This is a genomic window from Pseudomonas sp. KBS0707 (assembly GCF_005937945.2).
GTDB classification, from domain to species: Bacteria; Pseudomonadota; Gammaproteobacteria; order Pseudomonadales; family Pseudomonadaceae; genus Aquipseudomonas; species Aquipseudomonas amygdali.
Window position 1 is genome coordinate 847,755 of the sequence record NZ_CP041754.1, and the last position, 26,037, is coordinate 873,791.

At 58.5% G+C, this 26,037-nt stretch carries 24 protein-coding genes and 1 pseudogene; 6 read left to right on the forward strand and 19 right to left on the reverse strand.

What is annotated here, in order from left to right; all coding sequences use genetic code 11:
- Positions 1-336: 336 nt before the first annotated feature.
- Complete coding sequence (locus FFH21_RS04025; protein ID WP_011167702.1) at positions 337-3,354, reverse strand: autotransporter domain-containing protein; 3,018 nt, start codon at positions 3,352-3,354, stop codon at positions 337-339.
- Between the two features lie 335 nt (positions 3,355-3,689).
- Between FFH21_RS04025 and FFH21_RS04030 the strand changes: the two genes are divergently transcribed.
- Complete coding sequence (locus FFH21_RS04030; RefSeq protein ID WP_011167703.1) at positions 3,690-4,190, forward strand: hypothetical protein; 501 nt, start codon at positions 3,690-3,692, stop codon at positions 4,188-4,190.
- A gap of 62 nt (positions 4,191-4,252) precedes the next feature.
- Here the strand turns inward: FFH21_RS04030 and FFH21_RS04035 are convergent, their stop codons facing one another.
- Positions 4,253-4,477 (reverse strand): hypothetical protein, encoded by a 225-nt coding sequence (locus FFH21_RS04035; RefSeq protein WP_011167704.1) that lies wholly within the window; start codon positions 4,475-4,477, stop codon positions 4,253-4,255.
- A gap of 249 nt (positions 4,478-4,726) precedes the next feature.
- On the opposite strand from FFH21_RS04035, the gene FFH21_RS04040 reads away from it, so the two are divergent.
- From FFH21_RS04040 to FFH21_RS04055, 4 genes are read left to right on the forward strand one after another with little or no spacing between them, the layout of a single operon-like run.
- The gene (locus FFH21_RS04040) at positions 4,727-5,983 is read left to right on the forward strand and encodes an HlyD family secretion protein (RefSeq protein WP_054073231.1); all 1,257 of its coding nucleotides are present in this window, start codon (positions 4,727-4,729) and stop codon (positions 5,981-5,983) included.
- Positions 5,980-8,118: a peptidase domain-containing ABC transporter gene (locus tag FFH21_RS04045; protein ID WP_041924441.1), complete on the forward strand. Its 2,139-nt coding sequence runs from the start codon at positions 5,980-5,982 to the stop codon at positions 8,116-8,118. The genes FFH21_RS04040 and FFH21_RS04045 overlap by 4 nt, the downstream gene beginning before the upstream one ends.
- An 11-nt stretch (positions 8,119-8,129) precedes the next feature.
- Positions 8,130-9,596: a TolC family protein gene (locus FFH21_RS04050; protein WP_011167707.1), complete on the forward strand. Its 1,467-nt coding sequence runs from the start codon at positions 8,130-8,132 to the stop codon at positions 9,594-9,596.
- Positions 9,571-11,187 (forward strand): hybrid sensor histidine kinase/response regulator, encoded by a 1,617-nt coding sequence (locus FFH21_RS04055; protein WP_011167708.1) that lies wholly within the window; start codon positions 9,571-9,573, stop codon positions 11,185-11,187. Before FFH21_RS04050 ends, FFH21_RS04055 begins: the two co-directional genes overlap by 26 nt.
- A gap of 34 nt (positions 11,188-11,221) precedes the next feature.
- Here the strand turns inward: FFH21_RS04055 and FFH21_RS04060 are convergent, their stop codons facing one another.
- The 17 genes and pseudogenes from FFH21_RS04060 to FFH21_RS04140 form a co-directional block, all read right to left on the reverse strand.
- Positions 11,222-11,446: a hypothetical protein gene (locus tag FFH21_RS04060; RefSeq protein WP_002553187.1), complete on the reverse strand. Its 225-nt coding sequence runs from the start codon at positions 11,444-11,446 to the stop codon at positions 11,222-11,224.
- A gap of 173 nt (positions 11,447-11,619) precedes the next feature.
- Entirely contained in the window at positions 11,620-11,796 is a 177-nt protein-coding gene (locus tag FFH21_RS29880) for a hypothetical protein (protein ID WP_019742039.1), read from the reverse strand.
- Positions 11,797-11,860: 64 nt separating this feature from the next.
- On the reverse strand, positions 11,861-12,058 hold the full coding sequence (locus tag FFH21_RS04065) for a hypothetical protein (RefSeq protein WP_005745450.1): 198 nt from the start codon (positions 12,056-12,058) through the stop codon (positions 11,861-11,863).
- 196 nt (positions 12,059-12,254) lie between these two features.
- Positions 12,255-12,407, reverse strand: a pseudogene (locus FFH21_RS04070) (M20 family peptidase); the annotation flags it as partial.
- Positions 12,408-12,473: 66 nt separating this feature from the next.
- A complete protein-coding gene (locus tag FFH21_RS04075; RefSeq protein ID WP_054073006.1) occupies positions 12,474-13,550 on the reverse strand; it encodes a chemotaxis response regulator protein-glutamate methylesterase in 1,077 nt (358 codons plus the stop codon).
- Positions 13,513-14,046: a chemoreceptor glutamine deamidase CheD gene (gene cheD / locus FFH21_RS04080; protein ID WP_011167713.1), complete on the reverse strand. Its 534-nt coding sequence runs from the start codon at positions 14,044-14,046 to the stop codon at positions 13,513-13,515. Before cheD ends, FFH21_RS04075 begins: the two co-directional genes overlap by 38 nt.
- Entirely contained in the window at positions 14,043-14,852 is an 810-nt protein-coding gene (locus FFH21_RS04085) for a protein-glutamate O-methyltransferase CheR (protein WP_011167714.1), read from the reverse strand. The genes cheD and FFH21_RS04085 overlap by 4 nt, the downstream gene beginning before the upstream one ends.
- Positions 14,853-14,861: 9 nt before the next feature.
- Positions 14,862-15,401 (reverse strand): chemotaxis protein CheW, encoded by a 540-nt coding sequence (locus tag FFH21_RS04090; protein ID WP_002553202.1) that lies wholly within the window; start codon positions 15,399-15,401, stop codon positions 14,862-14,864.
- Positions 15,402-15,451: 50 nt separating this feature from the next.
- The gene (locus tag FFH21_RS04095; protein ID WP_011167715.1) at positions 15,452-17,107 is read right to left on the reverse strand and encodes a methyl-accepting chemotaxis protein; all 1,656 of its coding nucleotides are present in this window, start codon (positions 17,105-17,107) and stop codon (positions 15,452-15,454) included.
- A 30-nt stretch (positions 17,108-17,137) separates the two neighbouring features.
- On the reverse strand, positions 17,138-19,240 hold the full coding sequence (locus FFH21_RS04100; RefSeq protein ID WP_011167716.1) for a chemotaxis protein CheA: 2,103 nt from the start codon (positions 19,238-19,240) through the stop codon (positions 17,138-17,140).
- Between the two features lie 46 nt (positions 19,241-19,286).
- Positions 19,287-19,577, reverse strand: a complete 291-nt coding sequence (locus tag FFH21_RS04105) for a lipid asymmetry maintenance protein MlaB (RefSeq protein WP_005732323.1) — start codon at positions 19,575-19,577, stop codon at positions 19,287-19,289.
- Positions 19,578-19,600: 23 nt separating this feature from the next.
- Positions 19,601-19,969: a response regulator gene (locus tag FFH21_RS04110; protein WP_002553206.1), complete on the reverse strand. Its 369-nt coding sequence runs from the start codon at positions 19,967-19,969 to the stop codon at positions 19,601-19,603.
- 9 nt (positions 19,970-19,978) lie between these two features.
- Positions 19,979-21,196 carry a methyl-accepting chemotaxis protein gene (locus FFH21_RS04115; protein ID WP_081002650.1) on the reverse strand — a complete coding sequence of 406 codons (1,218 nt, stop codon included), beginning with the start codon at positions 21,194-21,196 and terminating at the stop codon, positions 19,979-19,981.
- Between the two features lie 479 nt (positions 21,197-21,675).
- Complete coding sequence (locus FFH21_RS04125) at positions 21,676-22,974, reverse strand: NAD(P)/FAD-dependent oxidoreductase (RefSeq protein WP_011167718.1); 1,299 nt, start codon at positions 22,972-22,974, stop codon at positions 21,676-21,678.
- Positions 22,975-23,070: 96 nt separating this feature from the next.
- Complete coding sequence (locus tag FFH21_RS04130) at positions 23,071-23,178, reverse strand: DUF3094 family protein (RefSeq protein WP_080164415.1); 108 nt, start codon at positions 23,176-23,178, stop codon at positions 23,071-23,073.
- Positions 23,179-23,191: 13 nt separating this feature from the next.
- Positions 23,192-23,725, reverse strand: coding sequence for an MOSC domain-containing protein (locus FFH21_RS04135; protein ID WP_011167719.1), 534 nt, complete (start codon positions 23,723-23,725; stop codon positions 23,192-23,194).
- The gene (locus FFH21_RS04140; RefSeq protein ID WP_003430735.1) at positions 23,722-24,351 is read right to left on the reverse strand and encodes a DUF1780 domain-containing protein; all 630 of its coding nucleotides are present in this window, start codon (positions 24,349-24,351) and stop codon (positions 23,722-23,724) included. Before FFH21_RS04140 ends, FFH21_RS04135 begins: the two co-directional genes overlap by 4 nt.
- A 188-nt stretch (positions 24,352-24,539) precedes the next feature.
- Here FFH21_RS04140 and FFH21_RS04145 point away from each other — a divergent pair, with 188 nt between their 5' ends.
- Complete coding sequence (locus FFH21_RS04145; RefSeq protein ID WP_011167720.1) at positions 24,540-25,946, forward strand: TolC family outer membrane protein; 1,407 nt, start codon at positions 24,540-24,542, stop codon at positions 25,944-25,946.
- Positions 25,947-26,037 lie beyond the last annotated feature (91 nt).

Consider the following 26,037-nt stretch of genomic DNA (forward strand, 5'->3'; position numbering starts at 1 on the left):
TGCTGCTGAAGCGGTTCTACGTCTGCTCGATGTCATGGAACGCATGGCGAGCCTGGACCGCGTATTTACACCGGTACAGGGAGCGCTCGCAGACCAGCATCGCAGGCGCTACGCTGCGTTCGAGGTTCTTCAGGCAGCTGAACGAGAAGTGCGATCTATCTTCATTCGAGAGTGAGTTCGATCCAGAGGTCCGTGATGAACTTGCTCACGAAGAAAAGGGGCCAGACGCCCCGTTTCCGGTGCTGTACTGGCCCCTTGGCGAGCAAGCTTGCTCCCACGGCCTTTGGCCAGAATCGAGAGCAGACTTGTGTATAACGCCGAGCGCTACAACTACGGTCAGAAGCGAACCGTCACGCCTGCATTAACCGAATGGAAACGCGTGTCGGTGCCGAACTGCCCCTGGTAGGACAGGTCCAGATCGGTCTGCCTGTTCAAGCGCAGTTTCGCGCCCACTTCAGTCAAGGCGGTGTCGCGCGTTTGAGCGACGCCTTGCACTTCGAAGTCTGGCCCGCCAGCGAAAGACTGGACGTTGCGCGGGTCCAGGTCACCGTAGGCACGTCGCCATCCTACTGAGCCGTAAACCTGCGTATTGACGTTCGCCACATTGATGCTCGACGACGCGCGCAGACCCAGTGTCGAGAAGAAGGTGTCCTGTTTATCGCTGGACACGTCCAGTGCGGCTGGTCCGCCTTTTTCGTGCAGGTCTTTGGCGTCGTAGCGCACGTAGGAAAGACCGGCGAAAGGCTCCAGAGCCATGCTGCCGACCGGTATGCGGTAGGCCGCTTCACCACTTGCCTGCAGCGACTGGGCATTGCGTTTGCCGGTCAAGTGATCACTGAATCCGGCAAACGCCACGTTCCGCTCACTTTCCAGCTTGTGCCAGGTGTAACCGACGTCAGCACTGAGGCGCAGGGCATCGATCTGACCACCGGTGTAGAGGCCCAGATGATAGTTGTCGCTGTGGCCGTCGGCATCGCGGTCATCGGCGTCGAACTTCGAACGGCTGTACCCGGCGTAGACGCCACCGCGCCAATCCGGTGTGAAGCTACCGTCTGCCCCGAACAGCAGGCCGCCAGTGCTTTGGTGCAGACCACCGGCACCGTTATTGCCGCTTGTCTTGGTCCAGTTGCCGAATGGCTGCACCCAGGCGCCGTTTTGCGTGGTCGGTGTGCTTGGCATCAGATTGAGTGCCATGGCTGGCATGCGCAATGTTCCCGTATCCAGAAGATTACGCATACGAGTGCCCAGCACTCCCGATACCACCTGACTATTGGCGATCAAGGCCGTCGAGGTACTGCCGAGGTAGTCGCCAGACAGTTGATCGGCTGCGTTGCGAGCGCTTTCGGCATCCAGAACCAGCAGGTTGTTGTAGAGGCGCAGCGGCTCACCGCTTTGCTCGAGTACGCTCAGCGCGCCAGCGGTATTGAACTGGTTTTGAGTCAGCATGACCGTCTGAAAGATGCCTGGTGTTGGTGCGGGTTCTGGAGTGGGCGTAGGTGTAGGCTCTGGTGTTGGTGTTGGTGTCGGCTCAGGAGTTGGAGTTGGCTCCGGTGTCGGTGTTGGAGTTGGCTCAGGAGTCGGAGTTGGCGTAGGCGTAGGCGTAGGCTCTACGCTTTTTTGCTCGATGGTGAGGTTCAGATCATTGGCGGTGCGCTGCAGTCCGACATTCAGGAACGCCGAGTTGGTCAGCGCCTGGGCATAGGCGGTGCCTGCGGCGGCACCGTCGACCACACCGCCCTGAGCAGAGAGCAGGGTGTAAGTCCTGCCGCTCTGATAGCTCTGCGCAGGATCCAGCGCAGTCACGTTGACCTGCGTACCGCGCAGTGTGGCTGTGCCGCTTACGTTGATCTTGTCTGCTCTACCATCGCCTGCGATGTCCGCGGCGTAACGTGAGCCTGCGGCCATGTCGAGGTCGCCTTGTATGGCCAGCGCACCTATGGCGCTTTCGCCGGGCGACAGAGTACCGCCGGAAGCTACCTGCGTAGTACCCACCTGACCGACGCCGGCCAGAACACCGCCGTCCAGTACCTGGGCGCTGTTGGTATAAGTCCCGAATTCGGTGCGCCCGGCAATACCATTGACCACCAGGGTGCCATTGCCTACGTTAAACCGCGAAAGGCTTTGGGTGGTGGCTGTATTGCCGCGCTGATTGACCTGGTCGACGTTCCCCGACAGCACCAGTCGCCCGCCGCGCACAACGACGCTGCCGGCCAGCCCGGTAAGGTCGCCGCTCAATGTGGTGTTGCCGTTGAACGCATACACTCGGCCCGTTCCGTTCAGCGTGTTGGCAACCTGCAGATCAGTATCGGTATGGTTGAACGCCAAATGCCCCCCGTTGCCGGTGCCGAAATTAATGGCGGTTTGCGGGTCCAGTCGGCCGGCCGCCTGAGCTGTTCCGGCAGTCGTCGAATCGATATCGGTACGGTTGGGGTCGGTCACGACCGGACCGCCCACAGCAAGCGTGCCGCGTGTCGGATTGTTGATGCTGCTGATGGTGCTGATGAGAATACCGTTGGTAGAACTCAGCTCGGCACCGTCGGACAGCGTTAGGTAAGTGCGAGAGTCACTGGTGCCGAGCGTCATGCTTTGCGCTGCCAGGCGGGTGCCTTGTCCGGAAATACTCACCTGATTGCTGCGGCCGATGATGGCCGAACCCAGTAAGAGCGAGTCGGTGGTCAGTACTGCGCCGTTATCGAGAGTAAGGTTGTTTCTGTTTCTGAACGCGCCACTGTTGTCCCAGCGGGTTCCGGCACCGGAAAGATTGACGACGGAGTCGATGTCTACCTGCTGGCTGTTGATCTTGCCGCCATCATTGGCCGTTATGCTCGACCTGTAGACAAACACCCCACCGGCTTCGATATTGACCGCGTCGACCAAGGAGTTCTGGCCACTGACCAGCAACTGCGCGTTCGAAAATTCGTTGGAGCGATAGCCGTTGACTTCACCCAGATCCAGATCCCGCACCGACACCTGACCCCCGTTGCGCACGTTCAGGTCGCCTTGACCGACCCCACCGACAACGATCGTGTTACCCAGTACAAATGAGGTACGCGGTACTACCCAGCGCGAACCGGCCCCTTCGACTATGACGCTGGCCTGGGCCTGGTTGACGCCGGTACTGCTGGCTTGACCAACAATGTTGCCGCCTTCGCTGGTCACGGTTGCGCCACTGTTGATGGTGAGGCTGGAAGAGTTGCCGTCAGTTGACCGCACCTCGATCGAGCCATCAATTACGCGGTCGCTGTTAAAGGTTTCCTGACCATTGGTAAGAACGTAATCCGCTGCCTGAGCATCTGGAAGCAGTGCAAGAGTAACCGCAAAAGCAAGCGGGGATAGTTTGAATAAGGGGTTCATAGCGACTCCAGATACTCCATAAAGACCACAAGGGGTGGCTGCCAGCCCTGAGGGCTTAGGCGTTTCCGTTCGGCGGGGTGCCAACAACGGGAGTATTGAGAGGCGAAGGTTGAATGGAAATAGCACGCATGTACTAGTGGCACGTACGCGTATGTACTAGTGGCACATATTAATGCCTGGGTTAATCAGTTAGTCAGGGATGACGTAGTGCATCTGTACTATTGATATTCTGTTACGCCGTGACTACGGTTGCGTGCGAAATTATTCGACGTTAATTATTTAAATAATGAGTGGCAGCGTTAGGTGTCTGGTGTGCCAGTCAGTGGAGTGTATGAATGAAAAGTGTAGCCTTGTTTCCGTTGATTCTGGCATTGTCGGGGTGTGCGGGTCTTGATCAGGCCATGTCAATGACCAATGGCGTTCTTGATCAAACGGGTGATGTACTGAGCGGGGATTTCAGAGGGCTGGCCGAAGCCAGAGAAACAACCTTGACAGAAGTATGGCGCGATTGGCAGAACAATGAGGTTATCGCGAAAGAAAAATGGGACGCTCAAACACTGATCATTCCTGGCGTCGTACAGCGCATTACTAAAACTGGGACGGCGGTCGGTCAGAATCAGATTGCGGTCATCTTCAGCGATCCGTCCAATCCCAAATGCACGGGCCAGGGCTTGACCCGCGATGACCTGTTGGTCAACAAGAAAAAAATAAGCAGCTTCAAGAAGGGCGACAGGGTTCTTGTGAAAGGTGTGTTGGGCACCAGTGAATCAAAGTGGACCGACAATGATGCTTGCTGGCTGTCTTTTGACAAAGCCGAATTCATACTTCAGAAATAGAAGCCGTCAGCATAAAACCCGGACAATGTCCGGGTTCTGTAAGCCGTGCATTGATAACGCTGTCAGTTCTGCCAGGTTGTGTAATAAACCGGAATACCCCGCGAGTTGGTGATGGATGCATAATTGAAACCTGGCGCAAACGACTCTCCGCCTGCGAAGGTATAACCAAATGCGCTGAATTCAATACCACCGCCGACCTGGCTCAACTCGGTCTCGTTCAGCACTCGAAGTGCTGGTCCGGCAGGAAGGGCATCATGTGCCTGTTGTGGGTTCATTGCTTGAGTCATGGCGTTGTTTCCTCTGAAAGGGTCATTGATAAATCAGGGCTTCCGTACCGTTGAACGACGGAAGACAACACCATTAAAGTCACCGCTTACAAACACTTCAATAGCACAAATGAGCTACTTGTTAGTGTGTATTTTGGCCATTAGTTCATGTGTGCTATTGAGGTTACTTGTCGTCAGGACTGTAATGCGTGGTCCGTTTGCGGTGCCTGTTTTATGGAACATTCCTGATGATTGAAGCGATGGTCATTCATGCTCTTTCGACCTGAAGCGCTTGATGCGCAAAAGCGCAGTACGTTGGGGACGGTTTTGCTGGTCAGTCCATTGTCGATGAGGCTGGCCGCTGCGGTGGCGTTGCTGTTTTGCATCAGCATGGGCCTGTTCCTGACCTTCGCCACCTACACCAAACGTACAGCCGCAAGCGGCATACTGCTGCCTGAAACCGGCCTGATCAGGATCTACTCACCACAAGCTGGCGTGATCACCCGGCTCGACATCGTCGAGGGGCAACACGTTACAGACGGCGCCGTGCTGATGGCTTTGTCCAGCGACACACAAAGCGGTGAGGCGGGTGGCGCGCAACGGGCGATCAGCCTGTCGATCAAACGTCGTCAGGAAAGCCTCGCTCAGGAAATCGACGAGACGCTCGCTCTGCATCTTCAGGAGCTGGAGGGCAAGAAACGTCAGGTCGCGGCGCTTGAAACCGAGCAGCAGAAAATACTCGCGCAAATCGACCTGACGCGTCAGCGGCTGGCTTTGACCAAGGGCCTTGCCGAGCGCTACGCCAACCTGCAACGTCAGGACTACGTGTCCCGTGACCAGCTTCAGGAAAAACAGGATGCAGTTCTGGACATGCGCTTGCGGGGCGAAGAGCTGAATCGCTCGCTGCTGACGGTTCGTGCCGAAAGCACCAGGCTGCGGGCGGAACTGGTCGAGCTGCCGTTCAACCAGAGCAAGCAGCTTGCCGATCTGCGACGCAGGCTGGCCGAGAATCAGGACCGCTTGATCGAAAGTGAAACCAAACGAGAGATTTTCATCACCTCACCGACGCTGGGTGAGGCCACGGCGATCGCGGTCTCCAATGGATCACGAGTCGACAGTACGCGACCGTTACTGAGCATTGTGCCTGCCGACGCAAAACTGCACGCCGAACTGTATCTGCCCAGCCGCTCCGTGGGGTTCGTGCGCACTGGTGACACGGTGATGTTGCGTTACCAGGCCTATCCCTATCAACGCTTTGGACTGCAATCGGGCAGGGTGTCATCGATCTCGCGTACCGCCTTGCCGGCCGATGAAGTCATGACCCTGGGCAACGTCTCTGAGCCGATGCGTGAACAGGGGCCTTTCTACCGGGTCACGGTTGCCCTGGCGTCTCAAACCATCGACGGCCAGGGCATGCACGAGCGCTTGCGTTCCGGCATGCAACTGGACGCCGACATCATGCAGGAAAGGCTGCCGCTCTATGAGTGGATGCTGGAGCCCTTGCGCGGAATAGGAAAGCGGCTTTGAACCTGAGAAATACCTTCGCTTTTGGTGTGGGGAGAAAGCTGCCGGTTGTGCTCCAGGCCGAAGCCACTGAATGTGGCCTGGCGTGCATGGCCATGATCGCCAGTTATCACGGCCAGCACAGTGACCTCTTGTCGTTGCGGCAACGCCTCTCGCCCTCAATGAAAGGGGTCAACCTCAAGCAACTGACCCACATGGCTGCGCGGCTCGGGTTGGGCAGCCGTGCGTTGCGGGTCGAGCTGAATGCGCTCGGTCAGTTGCAGTTGCCCTGCGTGCTGCACTGGAACTTCAACCATTTCGTAGTGCTAAAGGAGGTCAATGCACGCGGTGTGGTGGTGCATGATCCGGGGCGTGGCCTGTGCAAGCTGACGCTTGACGAGGTGTCGGCAGCATTTACCGGCGTGGCACTGGAGTTGTGGCCGGAAAGTGATTTTCAGCCCGCCGCTGCACAGCCGCCGATCCCGCTGCGCAAACTGCTGGGGCGAGTACAGGGCTTTGGCCGGGTGCTGACGCAGGTGCTGCTTCTGGCCCTGGCGCTGGAGCTGTGTACCATCCTCAGTCCGTTTTTCATGCAGACCGTTATCGACAAGGTGCTGGTCAGCGCGGATCTGGACCTGCTGACGGTGCTGGCGATCGGCTTTGGCCTATTGCTGATCATTCAACACACCGTTGCGCTGGCCCGTGCATGGGCGCTGATGTACCTGGGTACGATGCTCGGGTCACAGTGGCAGATCAATGTCTTTACCCATCTGCTGCGCCTGCCGGTAGCATTTTTCGAGCGTCGTCATCTGGGCGATATCGTCTCGCGCTTCGGTTCTCTGAAGGCCATCCAGCAGACCGTGACGACATCGTTCATTGAGGCCCTGCTGGATGGGCTGATGACGGTCGTCACGCTGGGGCTGATGATTGCCTATAGCGCGAAGCTGGCGCTTGTTGCTGTGGTGGCGATGATTATCTACGGCCTGGCGCGCTGGATCTGGTTCGGGCCGTTGCGGCGTGCCAGCGAGAACCAGCTGGTCCATGCTGCTCGTCAGCAGTCGCACTTTCTGGAAAGCGCGCGCGGCGTGCGCACCATCAAGCTGTTCAATCGGCATGAGCAGCGTTGCAGTGCCTGGAGCGCTTTACTGGTCGAGGAAATCAATGCCGGTCTGCACCCGCAAAAACTGCAACTGGCCTATCGGGCCTTCAACGGCGTGCTGTTCGGGCTGGTCACGATCATTGTTATCTGGATGGGTGCCAGACTGGTTCTGGAAGGGCAATTCAGCGCCGGTATGCTGATTGCGTTCAACTCGTACAAGGAGCAGTTCAACGGTCGGGTGGCTGGTCTGATCGACAAGATTGTCGACGTGATCATGTTGCGCCTGCACGGTGAGCGGCTCGCCGACATCGTGCTGCACGATGCCGAGCCGATTGCCGGTCCGGATACGTTCGATGACGCGTGCAACGACAGGGTGCCCAGCCTTGAAGTACGGCAATTGCGCTTTCGCTATTCCGAGCATGAACCGTATGTGCTGGACGACGTGTCGATTCATATCCGCGCAGGCGAATCGGTAGCCATCGTCGGTCCCTCGGGTGGCGGTAAAAGTACCTTGCTCAATGTCATGCTGGGCATTCTGGCGCCCTGCGCGGGCAGTGTTCTGCTGGATGGCTTGCCGGTCGGGCCGGAAAACATCGGCAGGCTGCGCCGTATCACCGGTACGGTGCTTCAGGACGATGTGCTGTTCGCCGGTTCCATCGGCGACAACATCAGTTTTTTCGAGACCGGTGCCGATCAGAAATGGATCGAGCAATGCGCGCATCTCGCTGCTGTCCACGATGATATAGCGCAGATGCCGATGGGCTATAACACGCTGGTGGGCGACATGGGCACGGTACTGTCCGGTGGGCAGAAGCAAAGGGTGCTACTGGCCCGCGCCCTCTACAAGCGCCCGCAACTCCTGTTTCTCGATGAAGCGACCAGCCACCTGGACATCAACAGGGAAGCCGCAGTCAATCAGGCGCTGCAAACGTTGAACATCACCCGCATCATCGTTGCCCACCGTCCGGAAACCATCCGCACGGCGGATCGGGTCGTGGCACTTGCGCAAGGCCGGGTTGCCTACGACGGCCCGGTGCTTAACGAGGCTCCTTCAGCGTGAGGCGGCGGGGCATGATTCGTTGCGCTGGCTGGCAGTGCCTGTTGAGCGCGTTCGGCCTGTTAATGGCGTCGTTGTGCCTGGCCGATGCTCGTGTGGACGCGTGCCCCGGCTCCAGTCGTCTGCCAGACGCATTGAGTCTGGCAACGGCCGTGTCTGTTGCGCTGTGTGCCGACCCGAAATTGCGTGAGGTTTGGCTGACCGAGCTGGCACGGCAGGCTGACCTGGACGCCGAGCATTCGGCTTACTATCCGACCGTGCAGGGGCAGTTTCAAAAGGGGCGGGCTGGCAAGACCACGCGCTACCCGGGTTTTCCCGAAGCTGACTCCAGGCTGAACTCCAATACCAGCGTCTACGGCCTCAACCTGAGCTGGGTATTGTTCGACTTTGGCCTGCGCGCCGCCAAAGTCGAAAGCGCCCGGCAGTTATTGAATGTCGCCAGTAGCAGCCGGATCGAAGAGGTGCAGAAGTCGATGCTTGCCACCGCCCGGGTTTTCTATCAAGTACAGGCGAACATGGCGTTGTTACACGCCAGAATCAGCGCCGAGCGTCTGGCGGCCAACAGTCTGAAAGCCGCTGACGCAAAGTATCGCGAGGGTGCCGGCGAGCAGACGGATCGTCTCCAGGCTCAATCCAGTTATGCCGAAGCACAATTGAACAGGGTCATGGCGGAGGGCGATCTGGCAGCGGTGCAAGGCGAGTTGGCCAGTCAGCTGGGGTTGTCGCCGTCGGCACCGCTCAAGCTGGTTGAGCTGGATGAACCCGGGGCTGATGAAGGGGTGTTTCTGGGCAACGTCAATAGTTTGATGGAGCAGGCCAGAGCGTCCCATCCGGCTATCGAAAAGGCCCGCGCCGACTGGGCGGCAAGCCAGGCCAAGGCCGATGCGGCAAAAGCCCAGGGGCTGCCGACGGTGTCGCTGTTCAGCAATTACAGCCGTCAGGACACGCCTATCGAGCAGGTTTCAACCCGTCAGGAGGTGAACACCTGGACTATCGGTGTGCAAATCACCGTGCCGATTTTCGATGGCTTTCTCAATCGGCGCAGAGCGCGGGCCGCCCGTTACGAAAGCGCCGCCCGCGAACAGGCCCTGCACGAGGTTGAAAACAGTATTGCGCTCAGTGTCTGGAAGAGTCGACAGACCCTGGAGTCCAGAACAAGGGCGCTGGCAATCAGTCGTCTTTTTGTCGAGAGTGCCAGCAAGTCTTACGAAATAGCCCAGGGTCGTTACAAAGCAGGCGTTGGCAGTATTCTTGAGCTTCTGCGCTCGCAAAACGATCTGAGCGCGGCGACCCAGAAACGCGTGGAGTCTCTGGTCAACTGGCATAACGCCAAGCTGCAATTGGCATCTGACCTTGGCAGCCTGAACATCGGCGACCGATGCCGTCACAGGCCCCGGGTGATCGACTGCATGGACGCGAGAATGTACTGCGCTCCCTGCACAACGAGGTGCGTCCATGAAAGACCGAAAGAAAAACGCTGAACTGGATCAGGCCACATTGCGGTTGATCGTGGCGACGTTCGCGATCAGCTATGTATCGTTGATTGGCCTTCTGCCGGGGCTCAAGGTTGCCACCTATCAGCCCATCATTTTCTATTATGCGGGCTTTCTGGTGGTTTCTCTGGTCTTGCGCCAGCACATCATCAGCTATCCAGGTGTATTTGCGTTGCGCCGTGTATTCGGGATGGTGCATGACTACACTGCCATTTCCGTCGGACTGATCGTTGGCGGGGAGGCAACACTGCCGGTTTTCAGCGTGATGGTCTGGGTCACTCTAGGCAACGGCATGCGCTTTGGTTCGCGATATCTTGCAATTGCGGCGTCCCTGGCCTTGTTGGCGATACTGGTCATCTATCAATTGACGCCGTACTGGCAGGCGCAGCCATTTATGGTCCTGATGCTCGTCGCCGTCACTATTCTGGTGCCTGGCTATGCGCACATTCTGTTGGTGAGGGCTCGCGAGGCGTCAGAGCAGGCGACCGTGGCCAATCGCGAGAAAGAGCGGTTTCTGGCTCAGGCCAGCCATGACCTGCGCCAGCCCATCCACTCCATCGGCATGTTTACCGCTTGCCTGCGGTCCAGCCCGCTGGGCGATTATGAGCGTCAACTGGTCGATAATATCGATCGCTCCCTGCACAACGTGTCGCAGCTGTTTCGCTCGATTCTGGATATTTACACGCTGGACAGCGGCAAGGTTTCAGCCAAGTCGGATGTGGTCAATCTGGGTGACATGCTCAATGAAGTCGCTCATCAGAACACTGCGGCTGCCCGCTGGGCCGGTGTAGAGCTTCGGGTGCGACCTTGTCGACGCTGGGTCAGGGTCGATGCCACGTTGCTCGCCACGATGGTACAGAACATCATTTCCAATGCGCTCAAATATGCCCCTGATCACCCGGTGCTGATCGGTGTGCGCAGCCATGCGGGGCGTCTGTCGATCAGTGTGTATGACCGGGGCCGGGGTATTGCTGCCGAACATCTGCCCAGGGTCTGTGACGAGTTCTACCGCATCCGCCATGTGCGCGACAAAGACGTGGAGGGCGTCGGGTTGGGGTTGTCAATCGTCAAAAGGCTCAGCCAGATTCTCAATGTGCAAATCGCGATTGCCTCGCGAATAGACCGCGGGACTACGGTCACCATTCATGGGCTTGAAGAGGTGAGCGCGCCTGTTCGGGTGGTACCCAAGAAGGCATTGGGCGAGAGCCTGCTCAAAGGGGTCAGGGTGTGTCTGGTGGAGGACGACCAGAACGTTCTGATGGCCACCGCAGCGCTGCTTGAAAGGTGGGGATGCGAAGTGCAGACCGCCCGATCGGCGGAGGGGCTCACCACTCATTGCGACATTATCGTCGCTGATTACGATCTGGGCACAGTGGCCAATGGTCTGGACTGCATCGAGAGTATACGAGCTGCCCGTGGCTGGGATGTGCCTGCGCTGATTGTTACCGGGAGGGAAGTGGAAGTCGTGCTTGAGTCAATGCAGGGCGCGGAAGTGTCAGTGTTGTCCAAGCCGTTGCGGCCTTCGGAACTGCGTCTGAACCTGCTCTCGATTCGCGAGCGGCGGATGAGTACTTCCTGACCTGCGTGCATACGGGCCAGGGAATAACGGGGCATCAGGCAGTAATGAATGGCCCGCGAATATCCGACGGCGGGGGCACGTCAGGGAATGGATACACGCAGATCGGGTCCGGTTTGATCACACCAATGCCAGGCACCGGCATGATGGTGAAATCGGCACCACCGGAGACGCTGTACATCTCGGCGTCGGTCAGTACATGAGCATGAACCGAATAATTGTCGACGGTGGTTCCAGTGGTTTTCTGATTGCGGATAATCATGTCAAACCTCGTGGTCGTTATTGAAAATACTGTAAACCGAGTTGGCTGTCGGGTGGCTTGATCCTCGTGTGCAATCAGTTGTATCCAAGCGCTGGCGGTCTGTGAGTTTTGCAGCCGGACCAACCGTTGCAAGAGGTTAGATGATCAAGTCATTCATCATGAGTCTGGGCTTGTCAGGTTTCCTGCCGACGCCGAGCGGTGGCGGCCAGCGCTGTAAACATGCCGGCAAGGCCAATGTAATGCCATTGAAAATCAAGACTGGCGGCAATAAGAAACGCAAGCGCTGCCAGCCAGAACAGTCCCGACGAATTGACGGTTTTCCCAAAGAGCTTATGACGATCGGGCATCATAATGTTCTCCTGTTTTCCCGGTAGGTGCCTGCACTGCGCTGCCCACCCGAAATGGCAAGGCGTGTTACTGCGCCATCTGGTAGGTCTGAAAGGCGTCAATCGCGCTGGCCCCTGCCACGCCGACCAATATGACACCCGCACCGACCGCAGTCACCGGAGCCAGCGCCGTTGCAGCGGCCACTACGCCGATGGCTGCCACGCCTTCTCCTACTGTCATACCTCCACCGATCTGTGCCAGTTCTTCATTATTGAGTTCGCGCATCATTAATTCCTTATTCATTTGAAATCACCTGTTTGTCGTGTTATTTCAAAGTTTCTGGTCAGTAAGCCATTAGCGCATTACAGGCATTTCAGTCATTGCCTGATAAGTGTTAGTGGCCGTTACAATAATTAACCAGTGCGCAGGCTAAGGAAATAGTACAGGTGTGCTAAGACAGTGGGTTAATATTAAAAGGCTATTATTGTGATGCGTTAGTGTGTTGTGCTGCAGCGGTGGATTGAATGTTTGCCCAGTCTTCGATCAAACCGGCATACAGCTCGACGCACTGTTGAAGTTTGCTGACCTCACAATACTCATCCACCTTGTGGGCCATGCTCGGCTCTCCTGGGCCTGTCTTCACGATGATGCGGGCGAACCTGACCTTGATATGTTCCCAAGCCAGGGCGCTCCTCCAATCTCATCGGTGCAATATCGCCTGATGAATTTCCTGTAGTGGCATGATCCTCTGCGCAGCATTCAGTTTGATGGCTTCCTTGGGCATGCCGAATACGACGCAACTGGCTTCATCCTGAGCCACTGTCGAGCTTCCGGCATCAAGCATCTCCTTTAAACCGCGTGCGCCGTCGTCGCCCATGCCGGTCATGATGATGCCCGTAGCATTCTTGCCAGCGAATTTGGCCACCGAACGAAACAGCACGTCCACTGAAGGGCGGTGGCGGTTGACCAGTGGGCCGTCGATGACCTGAACGTAGTAAGAGGCACCGCTGCGAGTGACCATCATGTGTTTGCCGCCGGGCGCAATCAGGGCCAGGCCGGGCAGGATGCGGTCGTTGTTTCTGGCTTCGCGTACCTCGATCTGCGACAAGCCATTGAGACGTTCGGCGAACGAGGCAGTGAATTTTTCCGGCATGTGCTGAACGATGACCATGCCCGGACAGACTCTGGGCAGGGCAGTCAGCACCGCTTCCAGTGCCTGAGTGCCGCCGGTCGAGGTGCCGATGGCCACAATGCGCTCGGTGGTCTGCGCCATGGCGTGACCGCTGGCTGCGGGCAAAATGGCGTCTGCGGTGAGTTTGCTTGCCGGGGCCAGAACGGGCGGAGCCATGCGCTTACCGAGGTTTTTGACGTTGGAGTTCGCCGCTGCGCGGACTGCCGCGACCAGCTCGGCGGCTGAATCAATGAGGAAGTTCTTCAGGCCGGTGGTAGGTTTGGTGATGATTTCCACCGCCCCGGCAGACAGCGCCTGCAACGAAGTTTCTGCGCCTTTCTGGGTCAGCGACGAGCAGATCACCACTGGTGTCGGCCGTTCGCTCATGATCTTCTTGAGAAAGGTGATGCCGTCCATGCGGGGCATTTCCACGTCCAGCACGATGACGTCCGGCCATTCCTGAGCCAGCTTGGCCATGGCAAATATCGGGTCCGACGCCGCGCCCATGACATGAATATCGGGGGTGTCGTTGAGAATGGCCACGAGTACCTGGCGAACGACGGCCGAATCATCGACCAGCAATACGCTGATTTTTTTGTTTGGCATCTTTTTCGATTGCTTCCATTGGTTGGTGCCTGACCCATACGTTTCCGTTCCACAGGTCGAAGATGATGTTGCGATGACCGGTGCTGCCCAGGTCCTGAGCCATCAGCTTTAAGCGGTGCTGTTCGGCCAGCGCAAGCGCCGCATGAACGTTGCTGTCAGCGACGTTCTGCATGTGCGGGTCATGGCGATGAGCTGGAAACATTTCGCCGCCGCCAAACAGTTTGACCTGATATTCCTCCGGCAGGGTGCCATTGGCCAGCGCATGGCGAATGAGTATTTCCATCGCTTCGTCAGCGTACCTGCCGTCCAGTGGCTGATGCCTGCGTATGCGCCCGGGCAACATGAAGTGGCACATGCCGCCAATACGCCGCCACGGGTGCCAGAAGGTAATCGCCACGCATGAACCCAGCAACGTGCGCAGGCGAGTCGGCCGGGTCTGAAAGACCACTTCGCCAGGCCCCAGCACTATTTCGGCTACACCGACAGGCGTGTTCATGGTTTGCGGTAAATCGAAGGGGAGACCATTTTCAACATGTCATTTACACCGTTCAGGCTTTCTGAGTGGCTGATGATGAAATAGCCTCCTGGCTTGAGACGCGGGATCAACCGCGCCACCACTTTGCTTTTGGTTTCCTGATCGAAATAAATCATCACGTTGCGCAGGAAGATTACGTCGAACTCGCCCAGATCCGGCAGGGTGTCATTGAGATTGACCTGCACGAAACTGACCCGGCTGCGCAACGACTTGTCGATCAGGAAGGTCCCTTCCTGGCGACCTATGCCTTTCAGACAGTATTTGAACAGCAAAGGTTGCGGTAACGTCTCGGTGCGTTCCATGGGGTAGTGACCGCTGCGCGCCTTGCTCAGCACGCGGGTGCTGATGTCCGAACCGACCACTTCCCAAGGGGTTGTGCCCAGTTGTTCGGCCAGGGTCATGGCCAGGCTGTAGGGCTCTTCGCCAGACGAACTGGCAGCGCTCCAGATGCGGAACATTTTGCCGTGCGTGACCTTGGGCAGCACCTGCTGACGCAGAAAATCGAAGTGCTTGGGTTCGCGAAAGAAGTACGTTTCGTTGGTGGTCAGCAGGTCCAGCGCCACTTGCAGCTCGCCGTTGCGCTGATCGTTCATGATCAGCTTGAAATACTCGCCATAGTTGTCCAGCTCGTAATGCTTGAGACGCTTAAACAGACGGCCGGCGACCAGCGCTTTCTTGGCCAGCGTCAGTTTGATGCCCGCAGCGTTGTACAACCAGGCTTGGAACTGGCCGAATTCGCGATCAGTGAGCGACGCTGTGTCAGGCATGTGCAGGTCTCACGTCGCGTCGGCGTCGGAAGGCAGCGACTGGCTTGCCTCGGCGAGGCTGGACATCTCATCGATAGACAACACCCGATCGACCTCAAGGACAATGACGAACTTGCCGTCGACCTTGGCCATGCCGCTGATAAAGTCGGCACGAATGCGCGCACCGAAGTTCGGTGGCGGTTCGATCTGCGAGGCCGGTATTTCCAGCACCGCCGAGACGTTATCGACCAGCAGGCCGATGTCCTGCGGTTGGCCGTCCTCGCTGCTGGCCTCGATGATGATGACGCACGAGCGCCGGGTGATGTCCGAGTTCTGTCGCCCGAAGCGCGCCGACAGATCAACCACGGGCACTACAGCACCGCGCAGGTTGATCACCCCGCGCACGAAGGCGGGCATCATCGGCACCACCGTCAGGCTGCCGTATTCGATGATTTCCTTGATGCCCAGAATGCCGATGGCGAACATCTCGCCACCGAGCATGAAAGTCAGGTACTGCGCCTCTTCCTCGACCGCCGTGGCGGTCTGTCGAGTCGTGACCAATGAGCCCATGTCGTTCTCCCTGTGAATCGCTATCGAGGCCGGCAATCAGCAGCCAGTCATCAAAAACGAGTGAATTCCGATTCGTCCGGGGCGCCCGCCATGCTTTGCGCAAACGCCTTGCGCGGAGCCTGTTGCGGTGGGCGCGGGGGCTGGCGGTTCGGGTTGCTGCGGCCGTCGACAGGGCTGCCTTGTGCGACGGCCCTTGGCGATGCATCGAGGGTGAAGAAGCTCATGGCCTGTTGCAGCTGTTCGGCCTGACTGCTCATCTCTTCAGCGGTGGCGGCCAGTTCTTCGCTGCTTGATGCGTTTTGCTGAGTGACCTGATTGAGCTGGGTCATGGCGGTGTTGATCTGCGCCACACCGGCAGCCTGTTCCTCTGACGCCGCGCTGATTTCCTGCACAAGGTCTGACGTCTTGTTGATCGACGGCACCATTTCGTCCAGCAGCTTGCCAGCCTTTTCGGCCATTTCCACACTGCTGGACGACAGCTCGCCAATCTCCTGAGCCGCGACCTGGCTGCGTTCAGCCAGCTTGCGCACCTCGGCGGCCACTACCGCGAAGCCTTTGCCATGCTCGCCCGCACGGGCTGCTTCGATGGCCGCGTTGAGGGCAAGCAGATTGGTCTGGTAAGCGATGTCGTCGATGATGCTGATGCGTTGGGCGATTTTCTTCATCGCCACGACGGTCTGCTGCACCGATTCGCCGCCGTCAGTCGCTTCCTTGGCAGCCTTGCTGGCCATGCCATCGGTGACTTTGGCGTTCTCGGTGTTCTGGTTGATGCTGGCGCTCATCTGCTCGACCGACGCGCTGGTCTCTTCGACGCTGGCCGCCTGTTCGCTGGTAGCCTGGCTCATTGACTGCGCGGTGGCGCTGACTTCTTCCGAAGCGCTGGCCAGGTTGTCGGCGGCGTTACGCACTTCGCCGATAATGTGTGACAGCTTGCCGACCATGTTGCGCATGGCGTTCAGCACCATGCCGGTTTCATCCTTGGAACCGTGCCCGATGTGGGCGTTCAGGTTGCCCTCGGCCAGTTGCTCGGCGGCAGTCGCTGCCTCTTTCAGTGGGCGGGAAATGATCCGTGCAATGAACAGCGCCAGACCCAGGCCGACTAGCAGGGCTGCAACCAGCACGGCAATGATCGAGATGCGCGCGCTTTCGTACAGGCTGGTGCCTTTGTCGCCAGCGGCAGTCGCGCCGGCGTCGTTGAGCTCGACCATTTTTTGCAACTGGTTGGTGACTTCGTCGAAGTGCAGTTTGGACTCGCCGCGCAGCAAGGCACGCGCTTCGGCCTCCTGGCCCTGCCGGGAGAGAGCGAACAGATTGTCGCTGACTTTCAGGTAGGCGGACCATGAGGCACTCACGGCACTGAACATCTGCCGGTCCTGATCGCTGACGATTAACTTGTCGTAAGTGGCCAGCCGCGTTTCAAACTGTTTGCGCGCTTCTGCTGCCTCAAGCTCCATCTGCGCCTTTTCCTGGGCAGAGTCGGCGGCAATGTGGCGGTTTTCCTTCAGCCGGAAGTTGGCTGCGTAAAAGCGCATGCCCGACGCCGCGCGCATGGACGGCATCCAGTTTTCCTTGATGTCCTGGGCGGCCTGGTTGACCTGGCCCAGTTGGATAATGGCAAAGACTCCCATGGCCGCGGTCAACGCCAGAACCACCAGAAACGAGGTAATCAGCTTGGTGGAAATCTTCAGATCGTAAAACCATTTCATTGAAGTAACTCCTTGGGAATTGCAAATCCGTCAGCGAGAAGTGGGCAATAGGGATTGAGGCGCCTGGGTCGAGCGGGCTTCCATTTGTACGATCTGGTTGAGCAAGGCCGGTATGTCGAGAATCAACGCCACCGCACCGCTGCCCAGAATCGTCGAGCCGCTGATGCCGCGCAGTGCGCCGAACAGTTTGCCCAGCGGTTTGATAACGGTCTGGAACTCGCCGAGCAGGTCATCTACCACCAACCCGGCCTTGTGTTCGGCGTAGCGCACCACCACCACGTTCTGGCGTCGTGCAGCGGGGCCTTCATGGTTGAAGTGATCACGCAGATAGACCAGCGGCAACACTTCGCCACGCAGGTCGAGGTAGCCGCTGTCGCGGGTCAGGTGACGATTCTGTTCGTCCAGCTCGATGCATTCCTGAACCATGTCCAGCGGGATCACGTAAGTCGACTGATCGATACCGACCAGAAAACCATTGATGATCGCCAGCGTCAGCGGCAGGCGAATGCGCACGATGGTGCCCTGACCGGGCTGGCTGTCCAGGTCCACAGTGCCGCGCAGCAAGGTGATATTGCGTTTCACCACATCCATGCCGACACCACGCCCTGACAGGTTGGTGACGGCCTCGGCGGTAGAAAAACCGGGCTCGAAGATCAGGTTGTAGATCTCCTGATCGGTGAGGCTTGCGCCAGCTGCCACCAGCCCGCGCTGCTGGGCCTTGTCGAGGATCCGCTCGCGGTTGAGCCCCGCACCGTCGTCGGCAATTTCAATGACGATGCTGCCGGAGTCGTGGTACGCATTAAGGCTCAAATGACCTTTTGCCGGCTTGCCTGCCGCGCGACGTGCTTCGGCGCTTTCGATGCCGTGGTCCATGGAATTGCGCAGCAGGTGCATGAGCGGGTCGCCGATCTTCTCGACAACGGTTTTGTCCAGTTCGGTTTCCGCACCGTTGATAATCAGGTCGATGTCCTTGCCCAGTTCCTGACTGACATCACGTACTACGCGGCGAAAACGATTGAAGGTGTCGCCGATGGGGATCATGCGCAGGTGCAGCGCGCCATCCAGAATTTGCTCGACCAGCCCCGACACGGTCGAGCTGGCTTCCTGAAGCGGGTCGTTGTCGCACGAAGGGGCCAGCAGGCTGGCCCCGGCGCTAGCGATGACCAGTTCGCCGACCAGATTGATCAGCTCATCAAGCTTGTCGGCATTGACGCGCACATAACGACCGTCCTTGTTTTTCTGCTCGCTGGCCGAAGAAGGGCGCTCTACAGCTGTTGCCGCAGCAGGCGCACGCGGCACGGCACGCTGGTCACCCAGCAGTTCGCCGCTGGCAACCGTAGGACTTTGTCCGGTCTGCGAGACCAGGTCTGTGCCAGTGGGCTCGACGTGGTTTGCTGTCTCGCTCATCAAGGTGATTTCTACGGCGCAGTCTTCCCGCACGAAGTCGAACACTTCGTTGATCGCGGCATGCCCGGCAGACGAGCGAAAATCGATCTCGAAGCCCAGGTGGCAGGATTCCGGGTCCCAGGCTTCCAACGCCGGGATGCTGTCGGTGACTGTGGTGACCTGAACCATTTGCCCCAGCGTATTGAGGTAACGCAGGAACGACAGCGGGTCCATGCCGTTGCGAAACACATCCACGCCAAAACGCAGCGAGATATGCCATAGCACTTCGGCAGGCTGTTCATCGATCACACTTGGCGCTCGCGCCTCGTCAGCAGGCTGGGCATTGCCCGGCGCCTGATAGACCTGTAATGCCTGACGCAGCGCCGCTTCGCGTTCCAGTGCTGGTGGCTGCAATGTCTGGCCACGACTGGCCACTACGTCGATCAACTCAAGCATGTGATCGCCGGACTTGAGCAGCACTGCGATCAGCCCGGCGTCCACCGACACGCTGCCTTCACGCAGGCGGTCGAGCACGTCTTCAACGATGTGGGTGAAGCTGACGATAGGCGTCAGCCCGAATAGCCCGGCCGAACCCTTGATGGTGTGCGCTGCGCGGAACACTGCGCCAATCGCGTCCTGATCGCCCGGTTCGCTTTCGAGTTGCAGGAGGGATTCCTCCATGGCCTGCAAAAGCTCACGCGCTTCAACGATGAACGTCTGCTGTGCCTGATCGAGATTAATACTCACGATGACTTCCTTGATCGATCACTCGGCAATAATGCAAATGGACGCGCTACAGCACGACACCGGGATTACATAACTCGAAGGTTTCGGTGACTGCCTTGCTTTGCCCGGTCATGCGCAGCGAGGTCCCGGTCTTGCCGGCTTCGCGCTGGATGACTGCCAGCAATTGCAGGCCGGCACCGTCCATCTCGGTAACTTGCGACAAGTCGACTTCCACTCGCGCCGCACCAGTGATCTGTGGCAGCAAACGGGCGGCGAGTTCGGTCACGGTGTAGATCGTCAGCTCGCCGTCGATCTGCACGCGGGTGGCGTCAGCCTGATTGTCGTCTGGGGTTGGCATGCTGGCCTCCATGGCCCTTGATCTCAGGGCAGGATAAGCTTGGAAACCGCTGCGAGCATTTGCGCTGGCTGGAACGGTTTGACGACCCACGCCTTGGCACCTGCCGCCTGACCTTCTGCCTTTTTCGATTCCTGAGACTCGGTGGTCAGCATGATGATCGGCGTGAACTTGTAACTGGCCAGCTTCTTCACTTCCTTGACGAACGTGATGCCATCCATGTTCGGCATGTTCACGTCGCTGATAATCAAGTGCACTTTCTGTCCGGTCAGCTTGCCCAGTGCATCTTTGCCATCGCAGGCCTCGATAACGTCGTATCCGGCACTTTTCAGCGCGATGCCGACAACCTGCCGGACACTGCTTGAATCGTCGACCACCAATACACTTTTAGCCATGATCTACTCCTAGAAAAACGTAATTTCCTGCGAATCCTGCTGTGCTGCCGATTCGCCGCGGTGAGTGCGGCGTTGTTCGTCGGTCGCGTAGGTGGACTCCATGCGCGCCAGCCATTGCCGGGCGTCGATGGCGACGGCCTCATCGGGAGACTGGCTGGCCTGCAACAGATGCGCGTGCAAAGAGTCGATGTTGTCGCGTACGTGAGCGAGAATCTGGCTGACCCGGTCCTGAAACTGCAGGTTTACAAGGACTTCGGTCATTTCGTCGCGAATACCGAAGCTCTCCTGCTTGAGCAGGTCGGCGGATTCGGCCAGGCGACCGGTAATGCTCTGGAAACGCTCTAGGACGTTCTGGATGCTTTGCTCGGAAGCGGCCACCGAATGGCTGTCCTGATCAGCACCGCTGGAGGCGGCCTGCACCAGTTGCGTGATGGCGTTATTGATGATGTCGACCTTGGCCGACATCTGCTGACCGGTTTCGCTGGACTTGCTCGACAGGCTGCGCACCGCGTCGGCTACCACGGCAAAACCACGGCCAGCTTCGCCTGCGCGGGCCGCTTCAATCGCGGCGTTAAGGGCCAGCAGGTTGGTCTGTGCGGCAATCGCTGCGACGTCCGCGGCCATGGTGCGCAACTCGCCTGTGTAGGCGGTCAGGCTGCGAACCTGGGAGAGCGTCTGGTCGCGGCTGGCCTGGGTGGCTTTAAGGGAGTCAATCACCTGGCTCAGCTCGCTGTCGCTCTGGGACAGGACTTTCAGAGCGCCATCGGCATTCTGACCGTCCAGCTCACCGGCAGCGTGCTGCGAGGCCTGCACGGTTTCCTGCAAGCGTTCGGAAATCCCCATAAAGCGGCTGCTCAGCTCGACAATGGCGGTTTCGGTCTGCTGGCGCGAACTTTCGACCTGTTTGGCCCAGATCGGCATGGCACCGAGAAAGACTTCATTGAGCTGTGCATGGGAGGCCATGGTGCTGGTTTGAGCGTTATGTGCCTGGTGATGGTCCAGCGCTTGGGCAACAGCGCGACGCACGTCGTTCTGCTGGGTGCGGGCAGCCAGTGCACAGGCACCGAGACCGATAGCGAGCAGTGCCGCACAAGCAAGCAGATTGGTCGTACTCGTACCGGATTGCGTGAGGATCCAGGCAACGGCAGGTATGACGGGAATCAGAGAAAACCAGATGAAATGCGGACGACTTTGCGCAGGAGTACTGCTGGAATGATTCGACATCATGGGTTCGATCCCTGAACAGTGCAGCGTTGTACACGACTCAATGGTTATCTGCGCGGTGCAGACGAACTTGATACCTGTACGAGCGCCTTCCGTCCGATCGCATCGCGCAGAGCCCGGTCAGACTAAAAATAGCGGGTATTCAGGGCACTGCAAGTCAGCGCAGAGCGAGATGCACTCAAGAGTGTCCAGAGCGGCATGACGATAGTGTTCTCCCCGCACGCCTCTCGTTCCTCACGCTCCAGCGTAAGAATGAATTTCACGACGCTCTGCGTCGCAAGTTCTGCGCTGCACAGGTCAATTCAAGGAGGACGCAGAGCGTCCAGAACGGCATGCCCACGCGGAGCATGGGCACGATGGTGTTCTTGCGGACTGCGCTGCACAGGTCACTTCAAGAGAGGACGCAGGGCGCGCAGAAGGGCATGCCCACGCGAAGCATGGGCACGATGGTGTGTTCCCGCACGCCTCTCGGCTGGCGGGCCTTAGTGCAGCTTCATCCGTGGCTCGGTGCCTTTGCCGATCTTGCTGCCCAGCATCAGCATCAGGGTGCGGAAGGTGCCGTACAGCGCCATCTGGTGCATGCGATACAGCGACACATAGAACATCCGCGCCAGCCAGCCTTCAAGCATTACGCTGCCCATCAGGTTACCCATCAGATTGCCGACTGCCGAGAAGCTCGACAGCGAGATCAGCGATCCGTAGTCCTTGTAGGTGTACTCCGGCAAGGTCTTGCCTTCGATCCGCAGGCGCAGCGATTTTGCCAGCAACGACGCCTGCTGATGAGCAGCCTGAGCGCGTGGCGGGACGTTGCGGTCGGTGCCTTTTTGCGGGCAGGCGGCGCAGTCACCGAAGGCGAAAATATTCTCGTCACGGGTGGTTTGCAGCGTCGGCAGCACTTGCAACTGATTGATCCGGTTGCTCTCCAGCCCATCCAGCTCATGCAGAAACGCCGGGGCACGAATACCTGCCGCCCAGACTTTCAAACTGGCCGGAATGACCTGCCCGCTGGCCGTGATCAAGCCGTCGGCGGTCACTTCGCTCACCGCGGCATTGGTCAGCACCGTCACGCCAAGTTTTTCCAGTGTCTTGTGCACAGGCGCGCCGATACGCTCTGGCAATGCAGGCAGCACCCGAGGCCCGGCTTCGATCACGGTAATGCGCAGGTTTTCCGGCTTGATCTGGCCCAGCCCGTAAGCCGCCAGCTCGTGCGCCGCGTTGTGCAGTTCTGCCGCCAGTTCAACACCAGTCGCACCTGCGCCAACGATGGCCACGGTGATTTCCTGAGCACTGTCAGCCTGACCGGCGTGGGCGCGGAGGTAGTGGTTGAGCAGTTGCTGGTGGAAACGCTCGGCCTGTTTGCGGCTGTCGAGAAACAGGCAATGTTCCGCCGCGCCCGTGGTGCCGAAGTCGTTGGTGGTGCTGCCCACGGCGATGACCAGCGAGTCGTAACCCAGGCTGCGTGCCGGAACCAGTTCGGCACCGTTTTCATCCAGCGTCTCGGCCAGGTGAATCTGTCGACTGGCGCGATCCAGCCCGGTCATGCGCCCGAGCTGAAACTGAAAGTTGTTCCACTTGGCCTGCGCCACGTAGTTCAGCTCGTCCTCATACGAGTTGAGCGAACCGGCCGCGACCTCGTGCAACAGCGGTTTCCAGATATGCGTCAGGTTGGCGTCGACCAGCGTGACACTGGCCGTGCCTTTCTTGCCCAGGGTTTTACCCAGGCTGGTCGCCAGCTCCAGACCGCCAGCGCCGCCGCCAACGATAACAATACGATGCGTCATAAGGATTACTCGGAAGGTTTAAGGAATTCGCGGGGAGCCTGATCTTCGCGAGCGCAAGGTAGCTCATAGCGTCAGAAGGCTCAATAAACGGGTTCATCACGGCAACACCGGGATCAGGAGCGGCCTGCGCTCGACTGGATGCCGGTTTGCCTGAAGGTACTCTTCGACACACCTTTGCGGTTCCGGGTTCAGGTGGCGGCTCAATTTATGCGTTGTCTCAAGCGTGCTGACGGGCAGGGGGCCAGGGATCAGTGATTTCCAGCGGCTCTACCTGCAACACATCGTCCAGGCGGATGATGCTGCTTTGTAACACTCGCGCAGTGATTCCGCCATGCCCACGCACCGCCTGAAAGGTTCCGCGACCAAGGCGCTGCTCCAGACGCGCACAAGGCTGGCACCAGCCAGTGGTTTCAAAAATCGCCTGGCCGATGCGAAAGCGTCGGTTTTTCAGGCTGAAAAGGTTGATGCCGCTGATCACCAGGTTGCGTCGCAAGTCCTGCGGCACGATGGGGTTATCCGCCGCGCGGTTCAGTAATGAACCGACCACCGCCAGATGCTCCCACTGGATCAACGTTACCTGCCGGGCGTTGCGCGGACCAGGTCGCGAATGATCGCCGGTCAGCCCCGCTTCGCGCCGCGCCTCCACCGCGTCCAGTTCGATCATCTCGGCCCGCGACTCCGGGCGCACACCAATCCAGCGCACACGGCCTTGTTGAGGCACATCGGCCAGCAGTTCCTGCAAGGGGCTCATAAACTGATTCCAACATCGAAAACGACACTGCGCCCCAGGTTGGTACGCAAAAAGTCCGGAGCGCCCGGATGCGCGAACAATACCCGAGCAAAGGTCGGCCCCACCAGCGACAACGAACGCCACCCCTGACGCAGGTACTCGGTCGGTGGCGGAAAATGACTGTTGAGGTCCAGCACCTCGCGCTTGAGGCTGGCGAAGGCGATGATATCCAGCCCGCCCAGGTCAATGCCGCGTTCGCGATAATTGGTGGATTTCTTGCGCAGGGTAGGGGCGAGTCGGTGCAGCAGTTCAGAGGCAGGAATCCGTTTAGGCTTGGCTTCCCGACGTACCAGTTGGCTCAACGAAAAAGCGCTACGTCGTCGCGCCAGCTCCTCGCGCCACTCGTCATTGAGACGACGCCCTTCATCAAGCACAAAAAACACCTCGAAACGCCCGTCACGAAACAGCACATCCGGAGGCTCCTGAGTGGCAGGCGTGAAGTCCTCGTTGCGATGCGCAATGTTCAGCCCCTGCAACAGGCGCTGACAAACCCAACGCTCACGCTCCCACTTCCGCGCATTGGAAAGAAAGGCGTTGGCTTGTTCGGCCTGGATCGTCAACAGGCGTAGGTAGTCTGAGTCATCCATAGGGCGCTAGCTTACCGCCCAAATGTGAAGGTGATAAACAAAGACTGAGGTGTTTTCGGGAGTTTTTCGCTCGGACCTCGAGCGTCAGCGAAAAAACCTTTCAGCCGACTAAAGCTTTCTTCATTTGCGCCGAACTCATGACAAGCCAATTTAATGGCACTCAGGAGTTCTTTTCGCATGGAACGTAGATGAATCCTTTTTCCCCGCTCGTTCTGGTGATCCTGACCTGCGCCTGTGCGTGCGGCGAAACTGTGTTCGCTCGAGAGCAAGCTAAGCAGCATGCTGATTTACTGAGTGTTTATCAGGCAGCATCACTTAACGATGCGCAATTGTCTGCTGCGCGTCATGCCTACAACGCGCAACGCGAAGCCGTGCCTCAGGCTCGGGCAGGCCTGCTGCCGAATCTCACCGCCGGGGCAACGTCTGAAGTCACCCGTCTGGAGCGGGACGAGCCTTCCTTAAGCCGTGAGCGAAGCGGCACAACGTTTCGTGCGAATCTCAGTCAGCCGTTGTTCCGCATAGATCGCTGGTTTCAATTGAAGGCTGCGCAATCGAGCGTGGATCAGGCGGAGCTTGAACTCTCCGCCAAAGAGCAGAACCTGCTGCTGACCGCTGCTCAAGCCTACTTTGAAACGCTGCGCCAACTGGACGCGTTCGCAGCCGCCCAGGCAGAAGAGGCTGCGCTGTTACGCCAGCGCGATCAGGCTCAGGGCCGACTGGACGACGGTGCTTCAAGCATCACGGACGTGTATGACGCCCAAGCGGCTTATGACAATGCTCGCGCCAACCGCCAATTGGTTCAGCGAAAAGTGGATGATGCCTATGAAGCGCTGGAGCGCCTGACCAAGCACAGCTACACGTCAATTGCAGGCATGAGGCACCAGATGCCGATTGAGGCTCCCATACCTAATGATGCCCGTGCCTGGGTCGACATCGCCGTGCGGCAGAATCTTGAGCTGCAAGCCAGCGAGCGTGCCGTCAGTGCTGCCGAGCAGACACTCAGTCAGCGTAAGGCCGGGCACGCACCTACCATTGATGCTGTCGCGTCCTATCGCAAGGGCGACAACGACAGCTTTGGCTACAGCACCCCGACTGACTTCGGCGCTAATGGCTATCGCGACAACGTTGCCCAAAGCAGCATTGGTATTGAACTCAATATCCCTCTTTACTCCGGCGGAATGACCAGCTCCCAGATCAAGGAGTCCACCGAGCGTCTTTATCAGAGCCAAGACGAACAGGAAGACCGCCGCCGCGAAGTGGTGCTGAACACGCGTAATGCGTTTCGCGGCATCAATGCCGGCATAGAGCAGATTGCAGCCCGCCGCCAAAGCATCGTGTCCGGTCAGAAGTCCGTGGAAGCCAACCAGGTTGGCGTAGATGTGGGGTCGCGCAATATCGCTGACGTGCTCAATGCCCAGCGTCAGTTGTACGCGGCCGTTCGCGATTACAACGATGCTCGCTATGACTACATCCTCGACAACCTCAAGCTCAAACAGGCTGCCGGCACGCTGAGCCCTGACGATCTTAGAGCACTGGCGGCCTATCTAAAGCAGGACTACGACCCGGCCAGGGACTTTCTACCGCCGGGTGTTTAGATGAATTTTTAGATTGCATAGCTGAATAGTTTCAATCCGGATACATTAAGTTTTAAAAGTGTGATGTGCGTCACAGATGGCTTGTTGCCAT

Excerpts from the sequence above, each read along its gene's own strand:
- FFH21_RS29880 (WP_019742039.1), bottom strand. The coding sequence starts at position 11,796 with ATGATGCCCGATCGTCATAAGCTCTTTGGGAAAACCGTCAATTCGTCG.
- FFH21_RS04095 (WP_011167715.1), bottom strand. The coding sequence starts at position 17,107 with ATGAAATGGTTTTACGATCTGAAGATTTCCACCAAGCTGATTACCTCG.
- FFH21_RS04060 (WP_002553187.1), bottom strand. The coding sequence starts at position 11,446 with ATGATTATCCGCAATCAGAAAACCACTGGAACCACCGTCGACAATTAT.
- FFH21_RS04085 (WP_011167714.1), bottom strand. The coding sequence starts at position 14,852 with ATGCCTGACACAGCGTCGCTCACTGATCGCGAATTCGGCCAGTTCCAA.
- FFH21_RS04125 (WP_011167718.1), bottom strand. The coding sequence starts at position 22,974 with ATGACGCATCGTATTGTTATCGTTGGCGGCGGCGCTGGCGGTCTGGAG.
- FFH21_RS04055 (WP_011167708.1), top strand. The coding sequence starts at position 9,571 with ATGAAAGACCGAAAGAAAAACGCTGAACTGGATCAGGCCACATTGCGG.
- FFH21_RS04110 (WP_002553206.1), bottom strand. The coding sequence starts at position 19,969 with ATGGCTAAAAGTGTATTGGTGGTCGACGATTCAAGCAGTGTCCGGCAG.
- FFH21_RS04140 (WP_003430735.1), bottom strand. The coding sequence starts at position 24,351 with ATGGATGACTCAGACTACCTACGCCTGTTGACGATCCAGGCCGAACAA.
- FFH21_RS04065 (WP_005745450.1), bottom strand. The coding sequence starts at position 12,058 with ATGCGCGAACTCAATAATGAAGAACTGGCACAGATCGGTGGAGGTATG.
- FFH21_RS04090 (WP_002553202.1), bottom strand. The coding sequence starts at position 15,401 with ATGGGCTCATTGGTCACGACTCGACAGACCGCCACGGCGGTCGAGGAA.
- FFH21_RS04030 (WP_011167703.1), top strand. The coding sequence starts at position 3,690 with ATGAAAAGTGTAGCCTTGTTTCCGTTGATTCTGGCATTGTCGGGGTGT.
- FFH21_RS04145 (WP_011167720.1), top strand. The coding sequence starts at position 24,540 with ATGAATCCTTTTTCCCCGCTCGTTCTGGTGATCCTGACCTGCGCCTGT.
- FFH21_RS04075 (WP_054073006.1), bottom strand. The coding sequence starts at position 13,550 with ATGCCAAACAAAAAAATCAGCGTATTGCTGGTCGATGATTCGGCCGTC.
- FFH21_RS04135 (WP_011167719.1), bottom strand. The coding sequence starts at position 23,725 with ATGAGCCCCTTGCAGGAACTGCTGGCCGATGTGCCTCAACAAGGCCGT.
- FFH21_RS04105 (WP_005732323.1), bottom strand. The coding sequence starts at position 19,577 with ATGCCAACCCCAGACGACAATCAGGCTGACGCCACCCGCGTGCAGATC.
- cheD (WP_011167713.1), bottom strand. The coding sequence starts at position 14,046 with ATGAACACGCCTGTCGGTGTAGCCGAAATAGTGCTGGGGCCTGGCGAA.
- FFH21_RS04035 (WP_011167704.1), bottom strand. The coding sequence starts at position 4,477 with ATGACTCAAGCAATGAACCCACAACAGGCACATGATGCCCTTCCTGCC.
- FFH21_RS04050 (WP_011167707.1), top strand. The coding sequence starts at position 8,130 with ATGATTCGTTGCGCTGGCTGGCAGTGCCTGTTGAGCGCGTTCGGCCTG.
- FFH21_RS04025 (WP_011167702.1), bottom strand. The coding sequence starts at position 3,354 with ATGAACCCCTTATTCAAACTATCCCCGCTTGCTTTTGCGGTTACTCTT.
- FFH21_RS04040 (WP_054073231.1), top strand. The coding sequence starts at position 4,727 with ATGCTCTTTCGACCTGAAGCGCTTGATGCGCAAAAGCGCAGTACGTTG.
- FFH21_RS04115 (WP_081002650.1), bottom strand. The coding sequence starts at position 21,196 with ATGATGTCGAATCATTCCAGCAGTACTCCTGCGCAAAGTCGTCCGCAT.